The sequence below is a fragment of the Moorena bouillonii PNG genome (genome assembly GCF_001942495.1).
In the GTDB taxonomy this organism is placed as follows: domain Bacteria; phylum Cyanobacteriota; class Cyanobacteriia; order Cyanobacteriales; family Coleofasciculaceae; genus Moorena; species Moorena bouillonii.
This window is the reverse complement of the sequence record NZ_MKZS01000001.1, coordinates 7,563,233-7,585,626: the sequence shown is the minus strand read 5'-3', so window position 1 is coordinate 7,585,626 and position 22,394 is coordinate 7,563,233. Positions and strand designations below refer to the sequence as shown.

Below are 22,394 nucleotides of genomic sequence, written 5' to 3'. Positions count from 1 at the left end.
GGGTTAAAAAACTCTTCCCCATTCTATCGTCTTTCTATAAGAGCCGCACCCAAATAGAATTAATAGCACGACGGTCACAACTAAACCCCTAATTCCAAGCAAAGCTGTTCCCAAACCCACTCCTGTCCCAGCTTTCCCAGCTTTGCAACTTTTTGTAAATAATTCTTGTATTTTTTTTGCTGTTCTGCTATTGCTCCGATCAGTACAGAATTACGTCGCAAATCCAAGGGCGGCAAGTAGTTGAATTTCTCTAAAAACTTTTGTCACGCCCACTCTGGCGGCTGTTCTTTCTGGAAAGCTACCTTAAGTAATCTGGTTAACAGATACTTGTCAACGTTTAGACTGTACCCAAGAAGAGATAGAAAAAGCTGTCTGGGAGAGAAGACAATATCAGGCACAAGTTAAGCGTCTAGAACTGAGGCGATCGCAGAACTCGTAGGGTGGGCAAGGGGAAACTTTACCAATAGATTCATCAAATACCCCCTTTTCCCTTTGCCCACCAAATTACTCCCCAAGACTTACTGATAGTTCAACTGCTGAGGCGGACTCGATATCAGAAGAGCACTTTATATATGGGCGTACACTTTTGTCATTATAAAAAAATAATATCAAAAAATAACACCAACCGATGATAATATTGGCCAGATAACCCAAATGCCAGTTCCTTCCAATGCCAACCAATGCGCACTGACAGCCTATTTTATAAAGTCTTCCAAACCCTCCCTGGTACTTTCTTTGAACTCCTGGAAGAAAACTCTCAACTAGCACAAAACTATAATTTTAAGGCCATCGAACTCAAAGAACTCGCCAAACGCACCGACGGTGTATTTCTCCCCAAACGAGATGGCGACCCTATTTATTTCGTAGAAGTCCAATTTCAGAAAGATGAGGACTTGTACTATCGCCTGATGCAAGAAGTGTTTGTCTACTTGGGACAAAATCGTTGGCGACATGGCTGGCAAGCGGTAGTATTTTGGGCTAAGGGCAGCTTGGATACAGGGATTCCCAGATGTTACGATGGTGAAGTCCAAACAGGATATCTGCGCTCACTTTACCTCGATCAAACTCCAGACACCTCAGACTCAATCGGATTGGGACTGGTACGCCTGGTAGTAGAACCAGAGACCAATGTCCAACACAGAGTACAGCAACTGGAAAGATGTGCGAGGGCTCTACCAGTAGCACAGCAAAGAAATGCGATAGAATTAATAGAACAAGCCTTAGTCTATAAATTTCCTGAACGTCCCTGGAGGGAATTAGAAGCGATGTTTGGACTCACAGAATGGAAACAGACCAGATTTTATCGGGAAGTTAAGGCTGAAGGTCACCAAGAAGGTCACCAAGAAGGTCATCAAGAAGGTCATCAAGAAGGTCGCATCACTGAGGCACAGATTTTGGTCATGCGTCTGCTGAAAAAACGATTCCCAGAAATGACCGAGGAAATAAACAACTTAGTTCAAGGTTTGTCTTTGTCAAATTTGGAAGGGTTAACAGATATTATTTTTGAGTTGAATAGTTGGGAAGATTTGTTGAGCTGGTTGTCACAGGTAGACCAATAATGCTCACATGGAGTTGATACCACTCATACTCTAGAAATGCTGTAAAAAAAACTCCCAACTTTACAATGCCTTGAACACTTGGTGAGGTCAAGTCTGCCCTTGGAGCCATCAGGGCCATCTGACGACTTGCCTGTGAAAGCGTTGTGATGGGTTCCATACGGGGGCATTGAACCCCCGGGTGGAACCGCGCATTCCTCTCACACCAAATCAAAGATTATGGTGTGAGGCTCCTGCTAAACTAGCTGATCTTCCCTATCTCCGAAATCAGTGAAGCGTGTTGATCAAGCTCAAGGGTGAAGCTCAAAGGTAAGCTTCGGTTTAAGAACCCATCTGGGCAGCAACTTCTTCAGCAAAGTTGCTTTCTTCCTTTTCTATACCTTCACCCAAGACGTAGCGAGTGAAGCGACGCACTTGGATGTTTTCACCCAACTGGGCAACACATTGCTTGACTAATTCTTCCACTGTGATGCTTTGATCACGAATGTAAGGTTGATCCATCAACGAGAGTTCTTTAAGGCGTTTGTCAATCCTACCCTGAACAATTTTCTCTTTGATGTTTTCTGGCTTTTTGCCTAGGTCATCCCTACCCATTTCAATGTCTTTTTCTTTTTGAACAATCTCTTGAGGGATGTCATCGACCTTCACGTATTCAACGTTAGGGCAAGCTGCCACTTGCATCGCGACGTTCTTGACTAGGGCTTGGAACTCGTCGCGGCGGGCAACAAAATCGGTCTCGCAGTTAACTTCTACGAGTACACCGACTCGACCACCAGTGTGGATGTAGCTGCCGATAATTCCTTCTGCTGCCACACGACCGGATTTTTTCTCAGCTGAGGTAATGCCTTTTTTCCGCAGCCATTCCATAGCTTTGGTCGTGTCTCCGTCGCTTTCTACGAGAGCTTTTTTGCAATCCATCATGCCAGCGCCGGTTTTTTCCCGTAGCTCTTTGACAAGTTTTGCTGTAATTTCCGCCATGTTGTTTTTGTTCCTACTGTTAGTGAAACTGATTACACCGTGATATCTTCCCACACTACTCGATCCGTGAGTATGGGCTTACCAGCCCACGCTGAAAGCTAGTTGATATTTATCAAAGGGTAAATTCAGCGTGGGGCTTCAAGTTCGAAGATAACTAACTATTCTTCCTCAGTCTCCTGGTTATCTCCTTGATCTACGGATTCAATTTGCTCACTTTGTTCAGTCTCTTGAATTTCTTCCTCGTCTGGGAACTCCTCTAATCCCTCTTCAAATTCTTCGTATTCATATTCCTCTGCCGCATCTAGCTGACCATGACGCCCTTCGTAAATGGCATCAGCCAGTTTACCTATGATTAGCTTAATCGACCGGATTGCATCGTCATTAGCTGGAATTGGAATATCGGCTAAATCAGGGTCGCAGTTTGTATCTAATAGTGATACAATCGGTAGACTTAGCTTTTCACATTCCAAAATAGCGTTGTACTCACGCTTTTGGTCTATGATTATGACAATGTCGGGAACCTTACGCATCATTTTGATGCCACCTAGATACTTCTGAAGCTTGCCTAGTTCCCGACGCAGCATAGAGCCTTCTTTTTTTGGCAGTAAGTCAAGGGCACCACTGGTCTCCCGACGCTCTAAATCTTTCAGTCGCTCCACCCTGGTCTTAATTGTCTCCCAGTTGGTGAGCATGCCACCTAACCAGCGCTGGTTGACATAGTAGGCACCACAACGGCTTGCCTCTTGGGCAATAATTCCAGCAGCTTGCCGCTTAGTACCAACAAACAGAAATCTTTTGCCCTGCTCTGATGAGGTCCGGATATAGTGATAAGCGTCCTCCATCAGCTGAGCTGTCTGTACCAAGTCAATGATGTGGACACCATTGCGAGCAGTGTAAATGTAAGGATCCATCTTGGGGTTCCATCGGCGAGTCTGGTGACCAAAGTGAACCCCTGACTCTAGCATTTCAGCTAAAGAAACTACAGGCATAATTTTTTAACTCCTAATTCGGGTTTAACCTCCATCCAGGTGGATTTCCCTTTAGAAACACCCGAAACCCTGGATGTGCGATGTTTATAAAACCCTTTTAGGGTAACACATTCTGACTCCCTAATGGCAAAGGGATGGCATGGATAAATTTTATTTTAATAACATTAAATTTGTTAATTGGTAAGCTATCAGCTATCAGCTATCAGCTATCAGCTATCAGCTATCAGCTATCAGCGATTAGCGCACGCTACTTGAGGTGCTATCAGCTATCAGCTATCATCTATCAGCTATCAGCTATCAGCTATCAGCTATCAGCTATCAGCTATCAGCGATTAGCGCACGCTACTTGAGGTGCTATCAGCTATCAGCTATCAGCTATCAGCCTTTGGCCTGTGGCCACGCTACTTTTGAATATAATAAGCTGACCGCTGACCGCTGACCGCTGACCGCTGACGGCTGACGGCTGACGGCTTACCCTACTACTACACGGGGTAGTCGGTGCTTAAAACCACAAATAATTTCCCAGGAAATGGTGCCTAAAGCCATAGCCCAGTCATCTGCTGAGATTTGCTCTTCCCCATCCTGTCCAATTAAGGTAACAATTTCCCCAACTTGTATATTAGGAATATCACTAACATCCAACATGAGCTGATCCATAGTAATTGCGCCAATCTGAGGAACTTGCTGCCCTCGGATGATGACATTCATGCGATTAGAAAGATTTCGGGGAACACCGTCAGCATAGCCAATACCGACTACTGCTATACGCATCTGTCGATTTGAAATAAATTGATGGCCATAGCTGATACCAGTGCCAGGGGGAATAGTTTTAATTTGGGTGATCCGCGCTTTTACCTGCATCACTGGCTGGAGGTGAATAACATTTTGAAGATGCTCCGCTGGATAGAGACCATAGAGGGCTAATCCGACACGCACCCAATCGTAGTGCAATGCTGAATCGGTTAAGGTGGCAGCGGAATTGGCTAAGTGCAATCGGGGAGGAGTTATGCCACCAGCCTGCAATTGTGCGATCGCGTTTTTAAACCTTTGATGCTGCTGTCTCATCACTGTGGGGTCAGGACTATCAGCAGTGGCTAGATGGGAATAGACACTAGCTATTTCCAAGTTAGGTAATTGTTGGACTAGGCGTACAAACTCGATAGCATCTTGCCAAGGCATTCCCAACCGGGACATTCCTGTATCTAGTTTCAGATGCACTGGCAGGCTTTGGTTTAGACCACTCAAGGTTTCCGAAAACACTAAAGCTTGTTGAGGATTACACAGAGTTGGTTCCAATTGCCAGTGAGCGATCGCTTTGACTTGTTCTGGGGTATTAGTCGCTCCCAACAAGAGTATAGTGGCCTTAATTCCCCCTTGCCTGAGTTGAATGCCCTCTGAGACAGTAGCAACACATAACCCCCCAGCACCAGCATCTATCGCTGTGCGGGCAACGGTTAGAGCACCATGGCCATAAGCATCGGCTTTCACCACTGCCATTAGTTGGGTAGGATGGCGCAAAAGCTGCTGTATTTGCCGTAAATTTTGATGAAGAGCAACTTTATCAATTTCGGCCCAGGCTCGTTGGCGTAATCCAGGATAAAACGGGTCACTTAGGCAGTCAGTATCATCCCCTAGGATTTGTGTGACAGATTCCGACTGTAATGGTGTTATACCAATCCTCTGCTGAAGCTCTCCCATCGGACTTCACTCCTCAATCACTCACACATTACACACACATTACACACTATCAGTCGAATGGCGGTTTGAAAAGTTGCGGTGAGATGTCACAATGTTCCACGGGGCTAGTAGTTCAATATAGCTGCCATTGAACGGCACCCTGCTCAGGATAATCTGATCGGTTGGCTATTCTACCTACCTAAAAAATCCTGAACTATGGGATTTGTTTGGGTAAGTATTAAAGCAGCTATTAGGATGTCTTAAGCACTAAAGATGAGATAACCCACATCTGCTGTTTTTTTGAAACATATAGTTCATGGATTTATCAAAGATTCCTGCTCAACCTAAACCAGGTCTGATCAACGTTTTAATTGAAATTCCCGCAGGTAGTAAAAATAAGTATGAGTTTGACAAGGATCTAGAAGCCTTTGCCCTTGACCGGGTACTTTATGCATCCGTACAGTACCCCTATGACTACGGCTTTGTCCCTAACACTCTAGCAGATGATGGTGATCCTCTTGATGGTATGGTGATAATGGATCAACCTACGTTCCCTGGTTGTGTCATTACCGCTAGACCAATCGGGATGCTGGAAATGATCGATGGGGGTGATCGGGATGAAAAAATTCTGTGTGTTCCTGACAAGGATCCTCGCTACGCTGAGGTAAAAACTCTCCAAGATATAGCGCCCCATCGGTTGGATGAGATTGCTGAATTTTTCAAGACATACAAAAATCTGGAAAAGAAAGTAACTGAAATTTTAGGATGGAAAGATCTTGATCACGTAATGCCTTTGGTGGAAAAGTCGATCAAAAACTATAAGTAGTAGGGACTGATCAAGTAGGAACTCATCGGTGAGATGAGTTCCACTAGCATTTCTTTTTTTAGGCTAATCGCCTTGCTATAAAGCTAGCAAGGCGATTAGCCATTCTCTGTTTTAAGGGCAAGCATAAAAAAATCCCCCAACCCTACTAGACTAGGGTCAGGGAGTGATACCAACAGAAGCTCAAAGATATTACCTTTTTAGGTGAGAAGATAATCGGGTGAGAATGGGATGGGGTGAGCAGTTATACTTGAGATGGGCATAAACTGAGCTTTTGGTTTAGCTGTCGAGGTTAAGCTATAAGGAAATAGGCTGACTTCCGATAGATGAAAGCTGACCGATCAAGGGATAAGCGATGCAATACCCAGTTCCCATTCTGATTGATTGATTGAATTAATTTGATGCATGTGTGACATAGGTCACAAACTGTTTGTTCCTAAATCCGTTAAAATTAACCAACACTTAAGATACAGTTAAGATAAAGCATAACTGTATCTTAACTTGTTTCGGGGGGCTGAACGGTTCGAGATTAGAGATATGACTAAATTACTGGGGCTGTTGTGCTTGCTTTCCCCCATCTAATTACTCTTGATGTATGCAATTGGATGTATGCAATTGGATGTATGCAATTGGATGTATGCAATCGACCCACTTTAACATAAATTAGTGGTTAACCACAGATGATTACTTAATACTACCTGAGTATCCTCTAGTGGGAATCTACCAATGGGAATAATTCCTAACTTAGGCTCACTTAATTCATAGATTCAACATGCAAAATCTAGTAGCACCCACACTAGGCAACTATAAGGCTAAACCCAGCCTAAAACATGGCACTGGAGGGGACATGAGCGTCCGATTTTGGGGCGTTAGGGGTGAAATTTCGGCTCCTGGGACAGATACCATTCGCTATGGTGGCAATACATCTTGTGTAGAAATGCGTGTTGGCAGAAAACGCTTAATTTTTGATGGTGGCAGTGGTTTACGGGTGCTGGGAAATCATTGGCTTAAGGAAATGCCCATAGAAGCTCACATTTTTTTTTCCCATAGCCATTGGGACAGCATTCAAGGGTTTCCCTTTTTTACTCCTGCGTTTATTCCTGGTAACTGTTTTCATATTTATGGAGCAGCAGCACCTGATGGGGCGTCCATCGAACAGCGTCTAGGTCAGCAAATGATTGCTCCAAATTTTCCAGTTCCCCTTCAGGTCATGCAGTCAGATCTGAAATTTCACGGGCTGAAGTCAGGTCATACAGTAACCCTAGATGATGTAACTGTGGAGGCTGTCCTTCTTAATGAATCACATCAAGCAATGGGTTATCGGGTCAACTGGCAAGGATATGCTGTTGTATACGCCACTAGTCACTCCCATGGTTGGGGTGGTATTGATGAAAATTTACGATACCTATGCCGTCAGGCAGATTTGCTAATTTTGAATACTCCCTTTCCCCTCAAAGAAGATGAGCTGTTTAATTATTCACCTTTGATTTGGCAAGATGACCGTTGGCAAACTGGGATAGTAACGGCAAAGGTGGCAGGTGTTAAGCGCATAGTTATGTCTCGTTATCATCCTGACTATAATGATGATTATCTCGACAGACTACAAAAGCAACTCCAATCTTTCTATCCTAATCACTTACTGGCTCGGGAGGGGATGGTTTTGCCTGTTTGTTCAAGAGTATAGGTTATTAGGTATGACTATAGTGCTGGAATTTTAGCGAAATTTAGAGAATTATATTGGTAACTATATTGCCTTAACAGGTGTTGTTAAGACGTGATCACATTGGTCTGAATAGAATTAGGTAGTTTTGATATTCCCCAGAATGCGATGCTCCTTGGCCTTTGGGCCACGCTACGCGAATGGAGCCGCTACGCTCCGGAAGCGATCGCACTCTGGGGAATGCTGTTGGTTATTACTCCCTTTCGGGATACTGATACTGAACCCAATGGTTCACCCTGGTGGTTGTCGGTTACTGGAAATCCCTCTAATTAAGTTTTCAATTAGATTAGCCTAATCCTTTAATATGTAGCGCTATATTTAAAGAGTCGTTTTATCAGGTAAATATATTTGGCAATAGTTTTAATAAATACTTTTAAAGATGTCTATTTGATCAGCTTCATCAGCTGGCTTGGGGCAAGTGATTCGGTAAAACGCTGCTCCTCTGAGGCAATCCCTATGCCCAAAAAAAAAGAGAGCCAGTTTTTTGACTCTCTCGATCATCAGGGTGCATCTACTAATTAAAATTTATCACAATTAATGAGGGGTCACACCCCTCATGGCAAAAATCAGCCAAATGGCTGATACCAATAGGCTCAATACCTGTGCAATATTGCCTGTCCGATATAGATTATGTTGGCTTTTTGGCTGATTTTTAGCTCAATTCCACCGTATAAGCCCAAAACTTGTGCCCTAAGGGTCATCCTATAGGACAAACATCTAGATTCGTAATAATTCAAGGGTATTGAGAGCAAATTGACAAAAGCGATCGCGCGGGTGGCAGAGATGATCTCAAGCTTGTGGCAGTGGGAAGATAACCAAAAACTGAGGTCAATAGTTATCAGTTAGTAGGGGTAGACAACCGTGGCTCTGTATAGTGGATCTGTATAGTAGTAAGTAGCAGGATACTCTGTTGACTGAAGTGATGCTCTAGAAAAGACTTGAAATCCTAGGTACTTTACTGGTGGAATCATTCATTCGCGAAGCGTGGCCCACGGCCAAGGTTTTGATGAAATTTCCTGAAACTCTAGATTACCTTAAGTAGTGGGTATTAGAATTAACTTAAGTTACACCCTTGTCTGATGAAATTTGCTACTATTGCCCAAGCTAATAGAATAATAATCTTTATACTAACGTTTTGCTTAAGTGGGTGTTTTCCTCAACTTGATCAAATACTCATAAATCCATCTTGTAGGAAAGCTGAAGAAGTTGTAAAAACAGCCCAAAATCAATTCAATAGTATAGTGTTTAATGTGACCGTAGAAAGTACCGATCAAGAAACCATTGAAAAGCTATACTCACAATTTAAAACTCTTGAAGAGTCAGAAGAACAAGCTTATAAAATATGTCACAAAACCTAGCTCATTTTTTTTATTTATATAGCTTTATTTAAAGGTAACAAGTAACAGGCAATAGGGACATAATAGCAGCGATTAATCGCTTTTTTTCAATTCTATGTTTACATCTCAAAGAAAAAGCCTCTATTTATTATTTTACCGAAAACTAATCCTGATCAAGCCCATAAGATTGCAACATTTTTTCTCGCCGTTTACGAGCAATTGCTTGTAGATCAATGTTTCGATCAGTCTCATCAACAATTTCACCGGTTAGCACTTCCAGTACATCTTCCAGGGTGACTACACCAGAAACACCCCCATATTCATCCAGTACAACCATCAGATGTTCACGGGTTTGCTGAAAGGTTTTCAGTAGCTTATCAGCCCGAACAGTTTCAGGTACAAAGCGGACTTGACGAATCAGAGAAGCAAGGGGTTGGTTATGTTTGTCTTCAATGATTGCTGTGAGTAACTCATCTTTGAGAGCAATTCCAATAACTTTATCAATAGAGTCTTCAACCACAGGCATCCGGGTGTGAGGCGAAGCAATAATGCTTGGTTTAGCATCAGCCAAAGTGGTATTACCATGTAAATAGGTGGTTAGGATTCGCGGTGTCATTAAATCAGATGCAGTCAAATCATTTAACTGAAATACTCGTTGGATCATTTCTGCTTCATCATCTTCAATCACCCCTTCTTGATACCCAATCTTGGCTAAAAACCGGATTTCCGCCTCATTGGTGGTAGGAAGTTTTTGACCTTTAGTAAACGGAGCAGTAATTTTTTCCATCAACCACACCAGAGGCGTAAACACAACGGTTAAGAATCGAACTGGTAGAGCCACGAGTAGGGCGATGTTTTGGGCGTAGATCTGACCAAGGGTTTTGGGGACAATTTCCCCAAATACAATAATGAGAAAGGTAAATAGACCTGAAAAAACCCCCAACCAAGCTTCTCCTAAGACCCTAGCAGCAAGGGAACCAATTACGATGCTGCCAACAATGTTGAAGGTGTTGTTGAGAATAACAATGGTAGCTATGGGTCGGTTCATGTTTTTGCGAATCGCCAGTAGTGCTAATGGTGTAGGCTTGTTTGACTGCGCTAACTGTCGGACTTTAACAGTAGGCACTGAAAACAAAGCCGTTTCTGCCATAGCACAGATGGCTGAACCCAACAGAACGATAAGTACTGCGATAATGACTTGAAACATGGTAAATGTGATTAGGCGTAAAACCTTAGGCTGGTGCGCTACGGGCAATTGTTACCCGCCTAATCCCTGATTAACTCACCATTATTGATTTAACCGCTAATTAGAAACTTCTGCCAGTTCAATTACACGATCGTCCACATCCTTGACCAAAAAGTTAAGGGGCTTGAGGGTGCGCACTTTGTATTTCAGCCGTCTCATCTGCACCAGCATCAAAACTTGATCCAAGCACTCATGGTCAAAGCACACGTGACGTTGTTGGTTTTTATTGCCCAAGCTAGCTCCGGAAATCACATGGAGCTGGGTATTCTTCTTTAACTGGTACCATAGCCCATCAGTACCACTGAACTGGGTAGCTTGGGTGGTGCCCAGATTGGTTGACATATATAGGGGATCAATGCTGGTACTGCCCATGGTCTGCTCGTAATTATAGTAGTAATGTAGGGGGACTTCTGCTGCGGATAACTCTAGCAAGCCTTCATAAAACTGTCGCGCTATTGCCAAATCAGACACCATGATGGTGTGAACTTTTGGAGCGCTGGTCAAAAACATCCACATGGCAAAGGCATAGGCGGCTAGGAGCATTACCATGATGCCTTGAGTGGAAAACAGGCTATCTAAAGGCAAAGAGGGTAAAAATGCGCCAAGAGGCAGGGGTGAAGTTAGCCAGGAAATAATATCAACTGATAGAATCATAAACTTAAACAGAGTTAGCAACTGGATAAATTAGTTTAAAGGTCCTTATGAACTTTTTGTCCAATCGTAGGTAATATTATTACCATCAGACATTGAGGTGCGACCCTAGGGCGCGAGCAATCCCTCGCGCCCTAGGAGGCGCGCACCTTGGCGATGGCCTTTGGGCCACGCTACGCGAACGCTTTTTCTCGATTTTAGCTTCAACTGAAGGAGCATCGGAGCACCAAAGGTTGTAGACTTGGTATCGTCATCCATCTCCTTCATCTTGAGGTCTAGTGCAGACCTAGGATATTAGGTCCCGACATTGATCTACTCCAATGCCAGTTAACCATCGGCATTTCCCCTTTCTCAAGATGAGGGGGTTGTGGTGAGATCAGGATGCATCTAGTCTAATTCTCCTAATTACAGCTTTTATTGAAAGATTGTGCAAATTCCCAATTTTCCTGAATCTAAGCATCCACTTATTAAATCACTGTTTCATCATAGTGATCAGGAATTGCTGACTTTGTTTCAGCGTCATCGGTCTGAAGGGAAGTACTTTACAGCAATTTTCTGTCGCTACAGTCCTATTGTCTATACATTAGTGCGCCACTCAGCGCGATCGCCTGTACAGGCGGAATATCTATTTGCTCTGACTTGGCGTCACATCTATCACGAACTGGGTGGCATGGATTTGCGGGAGGATTATGGACTAGAGTCAACCTCCTTCCAAAACCAGATTATAAACCTAACGGCGGTTTGTATTAACCAGGCAGACTTGCCACCAGTGGAGTCTATTCACTATAACCTCAACGTAGCACCACCACCCTTGTGGTGTTATCTGGAAATGGCATTGGAACAGCTACCACCAGCGGTGCGGTTGATGGTAATCATGGCTCAGACCTTTCACTGGAGTGAAACGCGAATTGCGGCTTATCTGCAAGCGGAGGGAGAAATGATTACTCCAGCTCAGGTGAGAAAAGAACTTCAAGAAGGCTATGAACTGTTGGAAGCTGCTTTACCCGAGGATATTCGGGTGGTCTATCTGGGGGTCGAAGCTAAAAATCGAGAAGAGTCTGATCTCTTTGCAGTACCGGTTTTGAGCGAATAAGGGGCGGTTAGTTTGCACCCTTGATTGGGGTACTTTGATCATAACTTCGATAATAGCAGAAACGTTGATCAAACGGAGTCTTTTGGTATGGCGAATCGTAGCAGGTTGGTGACTAGTCTTTCCGGAATCATAGCGCTAGCCTTTACCCCCTTGGTAATGTTGGCATGCCCGATGGCTTGGGGTCAGACTCGGAGCATTGACCAACAACTGGCAATCCCTTTAGACAATCTTCGTGACCGCAAAGCAAGAAATCGGGCAGATTTTTTCCTGGAACAGTCAGAGCTGGCAAAACAGAGTGGTAAATTGAACGATGCGATCGCGTATTTGTCCCAAGCGGGAGAAATTTATCAGCAAATTGGTGACTTTGAGGGATTGGGTAAGACTTACAATTCCCTAGGTCAGACTTACGCTAAGTTGGGACGCTATCAAGATGCAGAGCGAGCCTTGCGCCGAGGCTTGGGTGCTGCTCGTTCTCAACAAAGTTTTCAGCCACAGATTTATAGTATAAATAATATTGGAATATTATTACTGCAAACGAGAAACCTCAAAGCGGCCCAGGAAGCTTTTACGGAAGCACTGACCATTTCCCGTACGATTAAGGATGATGACGGTGAAGGGTTGAGTCTGAATAATCTAGGCTTAGTGGCAGCTCAAGGGGGAAACTATCCCGAGGCGATTAAGTGGTATGAAGCTGCTCTAGTTTTACGGCGTCGCTCTCGGGATAAGTTAGGTGAGACGAATATCCGGAATAATTTGGGAGATGCCTATCTCGCCGCTAGACAGGAAAAAGATGCTTTGTATTCTTACCGCATTGCCCAGATACTGGCTGAAAAAGTTGACAATGTTTTCAATCAGATTCGTGCTATTAAGGGTATAGCGTTAACCCATATTGCTACAGGTAAGAATCGGCAAGCGGTGAAAGCACTAAAGGAATATCTGGCTTTGGCACAAGAACAAAACAATCGCCGTGAAGAGCTTGTTGCTCTAAAGTTGTTTGCCCAGTTATACCAAGACACTGGTAATTGGTTAGAAGCTCGGGCTTTTTATGAAAAAGCGATCGCAGTGGCTCATGCTTTAGGAGATATTCAGGAAGAAACATTGTTAATCAGCGATTTAGCTCAAATTATTTATGTTACTCCTTAGTCATTAGTCCTTGGTCTTGAATCCAGTTTTTGAGACTAGTATACGTTGATTGGGCGATCTGTTTTACCTGGTTTTGAAGTTTCCATTTTTGGAAAGCTCTTTCGTAGTCATCGCCCTGTATTTGATAAGTATTCCATGCTCTGAGTGCTATCCACAAACCCCAGAACAATAAAATATATAAAGACCAAGACAGGTAACCAACGTTAATTAGATTAATCGCCAACAAAAAACTATTAACGATTACAAACTTTCCAAAACTTTTTTTAAATTGGCTACGTCGGTAGTTATTGAATTCATGACGTTTTTGCTCTTCTTGTTGCTGGGCTAGCCATTCTCGTTCGGCTTCCAAGAGAGTGTGGATTGAAATCCCTAATTCAGAAGCAATTTCTACCAACTGTTCACGGGAAAAATCTTCAACCATTTCCTGACGTGCCAGGGCTAGATTGAGGATTTGCTGGATATCTTGTTGGTTGTAAGAGTGGGTGATTTTGGTTTCAAAGACGGACATCATTTAGTCAGTTTAACTAGTAGGAAGGGGGGTAGTGCTTAAAGAAGATGTTGCTCTAAACACGCTTGAGCGGTGCTTAATTTTATTATGCCGATGGAAACACAGAGGGGTCAAACCACCTGCATTCCTAAAACCGCACTAAGCGTGGACGGATTTTACGGCATTTAAGCAATCGGCAAATCTTTTACATTTCGTTACGATAGAACCATGAAAGACGAAACTACTATCGAGTTGCTTGAAGGTAGGTTAATTGTTCATTGCTCTTGGTTGATTGTTGATTGGCAAAAGCGATAAACCCTTTACTGCCAAGGATAACTGGCAATGGTATCATAGTTTATTTTTCATGAACTATGAATCATGAACTGTTAACCATGAACCATAACCTATCTACTACCTTATAAGCCAACTTGGTATAAAAAAACGTCTTAGGAGAGTTTGAGGTAGTCTGCATGAACGGCAGTATTCGTGTTGGGAATTTATTTGGCATTCCCTTTTATGTGAATCCAAGCTGGTTTCTAATCTTAGCTTTAGTTACCTTTGATTTCGGAGGTGACTTAGCAAATTTTTCAGGATTGAGCGGTGTTTTGCCATGGTTTTTAGGATTTGTTACGGCACTTTTGTTATTTGCCTCTGTCTTAGCTCATGAACTAGGACACAGCTTTGTAGCGATCCAGCAGGGAATTGAGGTTAAATCTATCACTCTCTTCCTATTTGGTGGTCTAGCTAGCCTGGAGAAAGAATCAAAAAGTCCACTAGAGGCGTTCTTAGTTGCGATTGCTGGTCCAGCTGTTAGTTTGCTACTATTTGCTCTACTAACTGCCGTTCAGGCTAATGCTAATCTAGCTAGTTCATTGGCATCAATTGTTGGACTCCTCGCCTCCATCAACTTGGCTTTAGCATTGTTTAACTTAATTCCTGGCTTACCACTAGATGGGGGTAACATCCTGAAGGCACTGGTTTGGCAAGTTACGGACAACCCACACAAAGGTGTGTTATTTGCTAGCCGTGTTGGTCAGTTCTTTGGTTGGGGAGGAATTATTTATGGAGTGCTTCCAATCCTACTGTATGGTAGCTTTAATGGCATCTGGTTTGCCTTAATTGGTTTGTTCTTGCTCCAAAATGCTGGCATGTCGGCCCAATCTGCTATGGTTAAAGACCAGTTAGAGGGCTTGACAGCAGAAGATGCGGTCATTCCCAACAGCCCAATTGTATTCGCTGATTTGTCTCTAAGGGAGTTTGCTAACGAGTACATTATTGGTAAAAATCAGTGGCGCAAGTTTCTAGTAACTGATGAAGCGGGCCAACTGCTAGGAGTTGTAGTAGTGGATGATCTCAAAACTGTTCCTACCTCTAATTGGCCGGTGACTCCAGTAAGAGCACTGATGAAGCCTGTTAAGACTTTGAAAACTGTTCAATCGGACCATTCTCTGTTAGAGGTTGTCAAAATTATGGATAAAGAGCAGCTAGATCAGCTACCTATTGTTGGTGACAAGGGTGTACTGGTGGGAATTCTGGATACATCTTCCATTCGCAGTATCCTCGAAGAACGAAAAAAGGCTATTGAGGGTAAGGGGTAAGGGGTAATGGGTAAGGGGTAATGGGTAATGGGTAATGGGTAACTCAACCAACTCGATCACCCAACTAGGCTTGAGTACCCAATTGAGCAGGTCAAATTTTGTCAAAAGACTGTGCCATCACTGTCTATCTGAATCGGGGAAGATCCTCCTGGTCTCAATTGGGCAGCAATTCTACGTCCTGCTGTCCAAGTTCCTCCTTGTAAGACTTTTACTAGTGGCAATTCAGTAGCACTCAGGTTCAATTGTTGACGAATAGTTGCTGCTATTTGATCTAGCAAACTAACGGTGAGTGCTCGCCACTCAATAATCACTTCGGAGCTGGGTAAGTGAGACTGTTGTAAAATAGCGCTATCCTTGACCTCTAGTAATCCTAGATCTAAACATAAGCCCCCATTGCGATATTCTGCTAAGCCGGTCAACTGATCAAGTTCAGTAATCTCTAAACCCAGTTCCTGCAATGGCTCTAATAGAGAGTAAGTTAACCACTGGGAGAGTTTGTGAAATGGTACATACTCGGAACCGTAGTTATCCCCTTTGAGAGCAGAATGTTGCCACACATCCCCTAAATTGACCCCCGCTATTGATTCTCGTTTTGGCCAAATATCCCCTAATCCCTCCAGGACGGTGCTGAATAGGTTAGTCGCACTTAGAAGGTTGGCCAGTTCACAGGTTGCAGGTTGTAGCTTGGCAGGTTGTAGGTTAGCTGGTTGACAAGTTGCAGGTTGCTCCTGGAGAGGTTGTAAATCTGTAAGTGGCTTGACCCAGCTTTGGTTGTCTTGGCAACTTTCAAGGTTGAAGTTGCTATCGTGCAATCCCTTGGTAACCTGCAACTTATCTAGCAATTGGTAATTTACCAAGTAATTTACCAAGTAATTTACTAAGTTGCCAGGACGAGGATTGACTTTTCCAAACATCTGTGGTAAGGAAACCATTGCTTTACCTAAGCGCTTTAGTAAAGCTAGCCTACCCTCTATGCCTATGAGTGGATTGGTTTGGCTGACCTGGAATCCCTGGGCTAAGTCATGGGCACTCAAGGATTGAAGTCCTTTGGCATCGACTTGCCAAGGTAGGTCTGGGTCGCTGGAGAAAGCTCCCTGACAGAACATGCGGAAACTAGCAACGGCTAATCCTTCGGAACGGCAAAACACTAGTCCGGTTTCTGGTTCATGATACTGCCAATTGCTGCCAGCCCCAGCATCGAGCAGGACGCTAATGATGACTAAGTCGAATTTGGTTTGGGCTTTTTGGAGTGAAGTGAATCCTGCCAATTTCTGGTCTAGTTCCTGAAGACGAGGGACATTTCCTACCTCAAAATGCCGCCAGCGACTATGAAATGGAATCTGGAAATCGGGGTAGTGCTGCTGCATGACCTCGATGACATAGTTAGCTACTTGCTCTAGCTTGGTTAAATTGCAGCGAAAGTACTGCAACTGGTCAGCAGTAGCTAAGGTGAAAATGCGATCGCATCTCTCCCGAATTGCCAATGGGGTTCTTAAGTAAGCGATTAACTGCTGTTGTGCATTATCCACAGGTGACATAGGCAACAGGGAATTACGAAGGCATAGAGAATAAGCAATTCGGGAGTGACTAAGGACTCTTGACTAATCTGCTAAACCACGTCCTTGAATTTCAGCCAATGCGATCGCATCTTGTTCAGTTGTATTTTCAGTGTAATAACCAGCGGCTTTTTTGGCAGCGATTTCTACTTGGGCATCAGCGGGAATCAAGTGTTCTGGAATGGGAATGCGCTGAATAATCTCAATACCGGATTGAACGATAGCGTTATATTTCATATCGCTCATGGAGACAAAACGGTCAATTCGTTTAATTCCCAGCCAATGGAGCACATCAGGCATTAGTTCTTGGAAGCGGATATCTTGAACCCCAGCCACACACTCTGTACGGTTGAAGTAGGCATTAGCGCTATCACCTCCTGCCTGACGTTTGCGAGCATTATACACTAGAAACTTAGTCACTTCACCTAAGGCGCGACCTTCTTTACGGAAATAAACAATCACACCTGCACCTCCAGCTTGGGCTGTCTCGACACAGACTTCTAGACCATGGACTAGATAGGGACGACAGGTGCAGATGTCGGAACCGAAAACATCGGAACCATTACATTCATCATGAACTCGTACAGCCAGCAGTCGATTCGGTTCAGTAATGGCTGCCACATCACCAATTAAATAGACAGTGATGCCACCAATGGGGGGTAAGAATACCTTTAAATCGGGGCGAGTGATCAGTTCTGGAAACATGCCACCGGTTTGCTGAAATAGAGCACGGCGCAGGTAACTTTCCTGAATGTCCAATCGTTGGGCAATTCCGGGTAGATACCAAACCGGGTCAATTGCTACTTTAGTTACTACTAAACTACCATCGTTTTTAATAATTTTGCCATCAATTGCTAAACGTTTTTTCTCTACAGCATCCTGTAGTTCTGGCATATTGATATGAGCTTTGGTGATGGCAATTGTGGGTCTAATGTCGTATCCCTGCTGATATAAATCGCTATAAACTTCACCTACCATCGCCCCAAAGGGGTCGAGAGAAACAATCAAATTAGGGTCAGTCCAACTGGGATGAGGACCAATGGGAACAATGGGCGCAGTGTTGGTGAGATCCGGGCGGTGATTAGGCTCGAGTGTACCACTGGCTACGGCTAAAGCTCGATACACTGAATAGGAGCCTGAGTGAGTACCAATAACATTGCGATGACCTGAGTTCACTAAGGTACCGACAATAGGTCCTCGTTTGAGGGGGTCACTTTCTCCCCAGTTAATTGCTGGAGAATTGCATCTAGAAGAGCTAGGATGGGAGGTTAAAACGATATGCTTGGGTTTGGTTATAGTTTTTGAATTTTCCATTATAGTTAATCTGTAGAATGCACCGATGAGTGTCTAGGTCTTAATATCTAAGACTTGGTTAATAGAGATAAACTACTATAGTAACAATTTCTAACAGGACTATCAGTAGTTTCTATTACTATTGCTCTAGTGGGCAAGAATTATTGCGGAACCAGTGCCTTGAGCTGTAACATGCAAAAAACCAAATTACGCCACCATTACTCCAAGCTCAATCCCTCACAAGGTACTTATAACAAGGAGTTTCGTATTTTGGTATTTCTCATATTTTTAGCGTCTGCGCCCTTACCTTAGCAGCATTCATATTATGTATGAATAAATTTCGCCTTCTCTGTTTTATCTTCTCGTTCTTTTTGGTCATCTTTGCTGTTACCAGGATTTCTTCTGCCCAGATAACCGATCCCATTCCCGAGCCAATTAAAAAGTCAGAACTCTCTGTCGGATTGGAAGAAGTTGTTAAAATTCCCAATAGTGGAACTGGAAGAAAGAAAGCTGCTCGCTTGAACCTGCTTACCCATGCAGGAGATGGTAGCGGACGATTATTTGTTAACGATATGCGTGGCAAGTTGTATGTCATTGTTGACGGCACTGCTACTGTTTATATGAATCTGAAAAAACTAATTTGTGCAGACTTTACTTATGAAACTCCTCAACAGGGCTTCGCTTATTTTGCTTTTCATCCAGAATTTGCTAACAATGGAATTTTTTATACTGTAACTAGCGAAGTTAAAACTGGCGGTACTCCTGACTTCCCCGTTACCAAACCAATTATTGACAGTAACAATAACATTATCGAAAGTGCCCACCACGATGTAATTCGCGAGTGGAAGGCAACAAACCCTTCTAGCAATACTTTTGTCGGAATATCCCGTGAGATTTTGCGCATTGAAGAGCCTTACCCAGATCATAATGTTGGACAATTGGGCTTTAATCCCAATGCTAAACCAGGGGATGATGATTATGGCTTGCTCTACATTGCTGTAGCTGATGGCGGTAGTGATGGCTACCCTGTTAGCGATACCGATCCCTTGGATAATGGACAGAATCTGGGAACACCCCTGGGCAAAATTCTCAGAATCGATCCCTTTGGGAATAAGAGTGTTAATGGTAAATATGGTATTCCTGGTGATAATCCTTTTGTTACAGATGACGATCCTAAGACCTTGGGTGAAATCTGGGCTTATGGACTGCGTAATCCCCATCGTTTTAGCTGGGATACTGGTGGCGAAGGCAAAATGTTGATTGCTGATACTGGTCAGGCTTTTATTGAAGAAGTTAATCTTGGTATCAAAGGAGCTAACTATGGTTGGGGCGAGCGGGAAGGTACTTGGGTTATAGAGGAAAATAATGAAAATGTTTTGTTTGCATTACCCAAAAATGATCGCTCCTATGGCTATACTTATCCCGTTGCCCAATATGACCATGACATCCCCCCCGACATAAAAGGCTTCTATGGAATTGCGATCGCTGGTGGTTATGTTTATCGGGGCAAAGCAATTCCTGAATTAATCGGTCAATACATTTTTGCTGACTTCGCTCATGATGGCAGATTTTTCCACGTTCCTGTAGATGAACTTGTCGATGGCAAACAGGCAAAAATAAAAGAACTCAGACTCTTGGACGGAGAGCAAGACGCTTCTTTTCTAGAAATTATTGGAAAAAAACGATCCGATGTGCGATTCGGGGTGGACGAAGAAGGAGAAATCTATGTGACATCAAAACAAGATGGTAAAGTTAGGAAACTCGTTCGTTCACCGAAATCCCCTATTGACCATAATAGTTTGCAATAATGATGGTTATGGAATTCACCTTATTGTAGGTTAGGTTGAAGGATAAAACTGAATAGGAGCGAGAGATAGATGGGTTTCGCTATCGCTATACCCATCCTAAAAATTCACTATTATTAATCTTAATTATGAATTATATACTCCTACTAAGTCTCTGATTAATCCAGGATAATTGCTATAACTTTCTAGGGCATCCCTTTAATCTTAAGACGGATACGGTAAAGACTGTTTCTTGCTGTAATGTAAAGGGTTTGGTAGTCACTGTCACCCCAGGCTAAATTAGCGGGAGCTTCTGGCACTTCAATAATGCCCAGTAGGTTGCCACTGGGATCAAAAATCCAAACTCCTCCTGGTCCAGTGCTGTAAACATTGCCTTGGATGTCTACCTTCATACCATCTGCTGCCCCCTCTTTACTAGGAGGTTTCAGTTCGGCAAAAAGTTTTCCATTCTCTAACATCCCGTCTGGCTTGACATCAAAAACCCGAATATGACCTCTTTGTGAATCATTCACATATAATTTAGTTTCATCTGGGGAAAAGACAATACCATTAGGGCGAACAAAGTCATCAACTAGCAGGGTTAGTGTGCCATCTGGTGCTAGGCGATAAACACCATAAAACCCTAATTCTTCTTGTTCGGATTTGATGCCATAGGGAGGATCGGTAAAATAGATGCTACCATCTGATTTGACTGCTAGATCGTTGGGACTATTCAGCCGCTTGCCTTGGTAGTGACTAGCTAGAGTTACGATTTGTCCATCTTTCTGTGTTAGGGATAGACGACGATTACTATGTTCGGCAGTAACTAAACGCCCTGAGCGGTCTAACGTATTACCATTAGCATTGCCAGAAGGTTGACGAAAAATCTCGGTTTTTTGCTCTGGTTGCCATTTATAAATGGTATTAGCTGGAATATCACTAAATAGTAGAAAGCCATCGGGATGCCAAACAGGTCCTTCAGTAAATTTAAAACCTCCTGCTACCTTTTCAACTTGAGTATTGGGAGCAATAATTTTTCCTAGATTATTTTGTTTGGTGTAAAATTTATAAACCATTAGGTGTCGGTAAGTTTCACCTGGATTCAAGATAACCGAAGGAAAGTTAGGCTGATTGACTGAGTCAGGAAAATGTTGTGTCTCTAGGCACAAACCTTGATGATTTGTATAAACAACATCTCCTTTACCCACAGTTCTAAGCTTAGGAAGATTTCCCGAAAAAAACTGTATTCCTGGCTGATTACTGTGAAGCTCCATCACCCGACCAGATTTTGGTTCATATACAGTAGCTGCGAGTTTGATTTTTTCTGATTCTCCATTCAAGACATAATTGAGGTCGTAGCCTCCTGGATAGTTTGGCTTTAGGGTATTTCTAAGCTGATTAATTCCATCTCCAATCAACTGAGGCTTAGTAAAGTCGTAGGGTGTATCTTTAACTGATTTAATCTTTCCTGTAGGGATGCGCTGTTCGTTGTTAGGCGTATATCTATCGGCATTGATCGTTAAATATTGTCCTAGAATATTTCCAGAACCATGACCAGCCAAGTTCCAATATGTATGATTCACCAAGTTGACAGGAGTAGGTTTGTTAGTGGTAGCAGTCATTTCCAGCTTTAACTCATTATCGTTAGTCAGAGTGTAAATGGCTGTAACTGTCAAATCACCTGGATATCCTTCTTCTCCATCAGGACTCAGATAAGTTAGTTTTAGTGCCTGTCCTTGGCTACTGTTAATCGGTTCAGCTTTCCAAACCACTTTGTCAAAACCTTTGTTACCACCATGTATGTGATGGGGAGGGGCATTAGCAGCTAGATCATACTTTTGACCATTGAGAGTGAACTGAGCATCTTTAATCCGATTAGCGACGCGACCAACAATTGCACCATAATATAGGTAGTGCTTAGCGGTCAAATAAGCTTCTAGACTATCAAATCCCAGCACTACATCCTCTAGCTCACCGCTCTTGTCAGGCAAGTGTAATTCAGTAAGAGTAGCACCATAGTTGGTTATCTTAGCTACTAAACCATTGGTATTGGTTAAAGTATAGAGATAAACGTTTTGACCATCTTTAGTCTGGCCAAATTCAATCTTGGTTACAGTTTTGTTTTGTTTGGTCTGGTAGTTATTTGCTGTGGCGTAAGATTGCTCAGGGTTAAATCTATTGTATAAATCTGATTTTACTAAAAGTACAGTCATTACCATTGCGGTAAAGACTGTGATTAGTTTTAGTAACATTGACCAAGGGAACATAGTTAATTTTTTAGGAATTAATTGTCATCTATTATAACGAGTTTTTTAAAGTAATATAATAGAGGGATAATTTTGTAATAAATTAGCTATCAGTTAATGCGCTACGCCCACGGGTGCGCGTTCAGCTATCAGTTATCAACTTATGGGCTATGGGCACGCTGTCTCCATGCAAAGCGCGAGCAGGGAAAACCCTCAA

At 43.1% G+C, this 22,394-nt stretch carries 19 protein-coding genes; 10 read left to right on the top strand and 9 right to left on the bottom strand.

Annotated features, from left to right (window positions below; genetic code table 11):
* Window positions 1-680 precede the first annotated feature (680 nt).
* The gene (locus tag BJP37_RS30935) at window positions 681-1,559 is read left to right on the top strand and encodes an Rpn family recombination-promoting nuclease/putative transposase (RefSeq protein WP_075904674.1); all 879 of its coding nucleotides are present in this window, start codon (window positions 681-683) and stop codon (window positions 1,557-1,559) included.
* A gap of 318 nt (window positions 1,560-1,877) precedes the next feature.
* On the opposite strand, the gene tsf is transcribed toward BJP37_RS30935, so the two are convergent.
* Window positions 1,878-2,534, bottom strand: coding sequence for a translation elongation factor Ts (gene tsf / locus BJP37_RS30930; RefSeq protein WP_075904672.1), 657 nt, complete (start codon window positions 2,532-2,534; stop codon window positions 1,878-1,880).
* A gap of 158 nt (window positions 2,535-2,692) precedes the next feature.
* Window positions 2,693-3,523, bottom strand: coding sequence for a 30S ribosomal protein S2 (gene rpsB / locus BJP37_RS30925; protein WP_075904670.1), 831 nt, complete (start codon window positions 3,521-3,523; stop codon window positions 2,693-2,695).
* Between the two features lie 134 nt (window positions 3,524-3,657).
* On the opposite strand from rpsB, the gene BJP37_RS30920 reads away from it, so the two are divergent.
* The gene (locus tag BJP37_RS30920; protein WP_075904668.1) at window positions 3,658-3,873 is read left to right on the top strand and encodes a hypothetical protein; all 216 of its coding nucleotides are present in this window, start codon (window positions 3,658-3,660) and stop codon (window positions 3,871-3,873) included.
* 121 nt (window positions 3,874-3,994) lie between these two features.
* Here BJP37_RS30920 and alr read toward each other — a convergent pair whose 3' ends face one another.
* Window positions 3,995-5,221, bottom strand: a complete 1,227-nt coding sequence (gene alr, locus BJP37_RS30915; RefSeq protein WP_081431390.1) for an alanine racemase — start codon at window positions 5,219-5,221, stop codon at window positions 3,995-3,997.
* A 295-nt stretch (window positions 5,222-5,516) separates the two neighbouring features.
* On the opposite strand from alr, the gene BJP37_RS30910 reads away from it, so the two are divergent.
* The 4 genes from BJP37_RS30910 (at window position 5,517) to BJP37_RS30900 (ending at window position 9,101) form a co-directional block, all read left to right on the top strand.
* Entirely contained in the window at window positions 5,517-6,026 is a 510-nt protein-coding gene (locus tag BJP37_RS30910; RefSeq protein ID WP_075904666.1) for an inorganic diphosphatase, read from the top strand.
* Between the two features lie 769 nt (window positions 6,027-6,795).
* Window positions 6,796-7,707 carry an MBL fold metallo-hydrolase gene (locus BJP37_RS30905; RefSeq protein WP_075904664.1) on the top strand — a complete coding sequence of 304 codons (912 nt, stop codon included), beginning with the start codon at window positions 6,796-6,798 and terminating at the stop codon, window positions 7,705-7,707.
* Window positions 7,708-7,851: 144 nt separating this feature from the next.
* Window positions 7,852-8,016: a hypothetical protein gene (locus BJP37_RS40335; protein ID WP_158069834.1), complete on the top strand. Its 165-nt coding sequence runs from the start codon at window positions 7,852-7,854 to the stop codon at window positions 8,014-8,016.
* Window positions 8,017-8,822: 806 nt separating this feature from the next.
* The gene (locus BJP37_RS30900) at window positions 8,823-9,101 is read left to right on the top strand and encodes a hypothetical protein (RefSeq protein WP_075904662.1); all 279 of its coding nucleotides are present in this window, start codon (window positions 8,823-8,825) and stop codon (window positions 9,099-9,101) included.
* A 142-nt stretch (window positions 9,102-9,243) separates the two neighbouring features.
* Here BJP37_RS30900 and BJP37_RS30895 read toward each other — a convergent pair whose 3' ends face one another.
* On the bottom strand, window positions 9,244-10,287 hold the full coding sequence (locus BJP37_RS30895; RefSeq protein WP_075904659.1) for a hemolysin family protein: 1,044 nt from the start codon (window positions 10,285-10,287) through the stop codon (window positions 9,244-9,246).
* A 96-nt stretch (window positions 10,288-10,383) separates the two neighbouring features.
* Window positions 10,384-10,980 (bottom strand): glyoxalase-like domain protein, encoded by a 597-nt coding sequence (locus BJP37_RS30890; protein ID WP_070392452.1) that lies wholly within the window; start codon window positions 10,978-10,980, stop codon window positions 10,384-10,386.
* Between the two features lie 424 nt (window positions 10,981-11,404).
* On the opposite strand from BJP37_RS30890, the gene BJP37_RS30885 reads away from it, so the two are divergent.
* Both BJP37_RS30885 and BJP37_RS30880 read left to right on the top strand, forming a co-directional pair.
* Complete coding sequence (locus tag BJP37_RS30885; RefSeq protein ID WP_070392451.1) at window positions 11,405-12,070, top strand: RNA polymerase sigma factor; 666 nt, start codon at window positions 11,405-11,407, stop codon at window positions 12,068-12,070.
* An 87-nt stretch (window positions 12,071-12,157) separates the two neighbouring features.
* Complete coding sequence (locus BJP37_RS30880) at window positions 12,158-13,213, top strand: tetratricopeptide repeat protein (RefSeq protein ID WP_075904657.1); 1,056 nt, start codon at window positions 12,158-12,160, stop codon at window positions 13,211-13,213.
* Here the strand turns inward: BJP37_RS30880 and BJP37_RS30875 are convergent.
* Window positions 13,203-13,724, bottom strand: coding sequence for a 2TM domain-containing protein (locus BJP37_RS30875; RefSeq protein ID WP_330359479.1), 522 nt, complete (start codon window positions 13,722-13,724; stop codon window positions 13,203-13,205). The genes BJP37_RS30880 and BJP37_RS30875 overlap by 11 nt on opposite strands.
* A gap of 446 nt (window positions 13,725-14,170) precedes the next feature.
* On the opposite strand from BJP37_RS30875, the gene BJP37_RS30870 reads away from it, so the two are divergent.
* Window positions 14,171-15,298, top strand: coding sequence for a site-2 protease family protein (locus BJP37_RS30870; RefSeq protein ID WP_075904652.1), 1,128 nt, complete (start codon window positions 14,171-14,173; stop codon window positions 15,296-15,298).
* A gap of 101 nt (window positions 15,299-15,399) precedes the next feature.
* On the opposite strand, the gene BJP37_RS30865 is transcribed toward BJP37_RS30870, so the two are convergent.
* Together BJP37_RS30865 and BJP37_RS30860 are read right to left on the bottom strand one after the other, a co-directional pair.
* Window positions 15,400-16,836 carry a URC4/urg3 family protein gene (locus BJP37_RS30865; RefSeq protein WP_075904651.1) on the bottom strand — a complete coding sequence of 479 codons (1,437 nt, stop codon included), beginning with the start codon at window positions 16,834-16,836 and terminating at the stop codon, window positions 15,400-15,402.
* A 63-nt stretch (window positions 16,837-16,899) separates the two neighbouring features.
* Window positions 16,900-18,168, bottom strand: a complete 1,269-nt coding sequence (locus BJP37_RS30860) for a GTP cyclohydrolase II (protein WP_198954232.1) — start codon at window positions 18,166-18,168, stop codon at window positions 16,900-16,902.
* Window positions 18,169-18,476: 308 nt separating this feature from the next.
* Between BJP37_RS30860 and BJP37_RS30855 the strand changes: the two genes are divergently transcribed.
* Window positions 18,477-19,955, top strand: coding sequence for a PQQ-dependent sugar dehydrogenase (locus tag BJP37_RS30855; protein WP_075904650.1), 1,479 nt, complete (start codon window positions 18,477-18,479; stop codon window positions 19,953-19,955).
* A gap of 182 nt (window positions 19,956-20,137) precedes the next feature.
* Here the strand turns inward: BJP37_RS30855 and BJP37_RS44080 are convergent, their stop codons facing one another.
* Window positions 20,138-22,144, bottom strand: coding sequence for an aldose epimerase family protein (locus BJP37_RS44080; protein WP_081431545.1), 2,007 nt, complete (start codon window positions 22,142-22,144; stop codon window positions 20,138-20,140).
* Between the last annotated feature and the right edge of the window lie 250 nt (window positions 22,145-22,394).

Bases quoted from the DNA above. Each gene is read 5' to 3' on its own strand.
- BJP37_RS30935 (WP_075904674.1), top strand. From the start codon at position 681: ATGCGCACTGACAGCCTATTTTATAAAGTCTTCCAAACCCTCCCTGGT.
- tsf (WP_075904672.1), bottom strand. From the start codon at position 2,534: ATGGCGGAAATTACAGCAAAACTTGTCAAAGAGCTACGGGAAAAAACC.
- rpsB (WP_075904670.1), bottom strand. From the start codon at position 3,523: ATGCCTGTAGTTTCTTTAGCTGAAATGCTAGAGTCAGGGGTTCACTTT.
- BJP37_RS30920 (WP_075904668.1), top strand. From the start codon at position 3,658: ATGGCATGGATAAATTTTATTTTAATAACATTAAATTTGTTAATTGGT.
- alr (WP_081431390.1), bottom strand. From the start codon at position 5,221: ATGGGAGAGCTTCAGCAGAGGATTGGTATAACACCATTACAGTCGGAA.
- BJP37_RS30910 (WP_075904666.1), top strand. From the start codon at position 5,517: ATGGATTTATCAAAGATTCCTGCTCAACCTAAACCAGGTCTGATCAAC.
- BJP37_RS30905 (WP_075904664.1), top strand. From the start codon at position 6,796: ATGCAAAATCTAGTAGCACCCACACTAGGCAACTATAAGGCTAAACCC.
- BJP37_RS40335 (WP_158069834.1), top strand. From the start codon at position 7,852: ATGCTCCTTGGCCTTTGGGCCACGCTACGCGAATGGAGCCGCTACGCT.
- BJP37_RS30900 (WP_075904662.1), top strand. From the start codon at position 8,823: ATGAAATTTGCTACTATTGCCCAAGCTAATAGAATAATAATCTTTATA.
- BJP37_RS30895 (WP_075904659.1), bottom strand. From the start codon at position 10,287: ATGTTTCAAGTCATTATCGCAGTACTTATCGTTCTGTTGGGTTCAGCC.
- BJP37_RS30890 (WP_070392452.1), bottom strand. From the start codon at position 10,980: ATGATTCTATCAGTTGATATTATTTCCTGGCTAACTTCACCCCTGCCT.
- BJP37_RS30880 (WP_075904657.1), top strand. From the start codon at position 12,158: ATGGCGAATCGTAGCAGGTTGGTGACTAGTCTTTCCGGAATCATAGCG.
- BJP37_RS30875 (WP_330359479.1), bottom strand. From the start codon at position 13,724: ATGATGTCCGTCTTTGAAACCAAAATCACCCACTCTTACAACCAACAA.
- BJP37_RS30870 (WP_075904652.1), top strand. From the start codon at position 14,171: ATGAACGGCAGTATTCGTGTTGGGAATTTATTTGGCATTCCCTTTTAT.
- BJP37_RS30865 (WP_075904651.1), bottom strand. From the start codon at position 16,836: ATGTCACCTGTGGATAATGCACAACAGCAGTTAATCGCTTACTTAAGA.
- BJP37_RS30860 (WP_198954232.1), bottom strand. From the start codon at position 18,168: ATGGAAAATTCAAAAACTATAACCAAACCCAAGCATATCGTTTTAACC.
- BJP37_RS30855 (WP_075904650.1), top strand. From the start codon at position 18,477: ATGAATAAATTTCGCCTTCTCTGTTTTATCTTCTCGTTCTTTTTGGTC.
- BJP37_RS44080 (WP_081431545.1), bottom strand. From the start codon at position 22,144: ATGACTGTACTTTTAGTAAAATCAGATTTATACAATAGATTTAACCCT.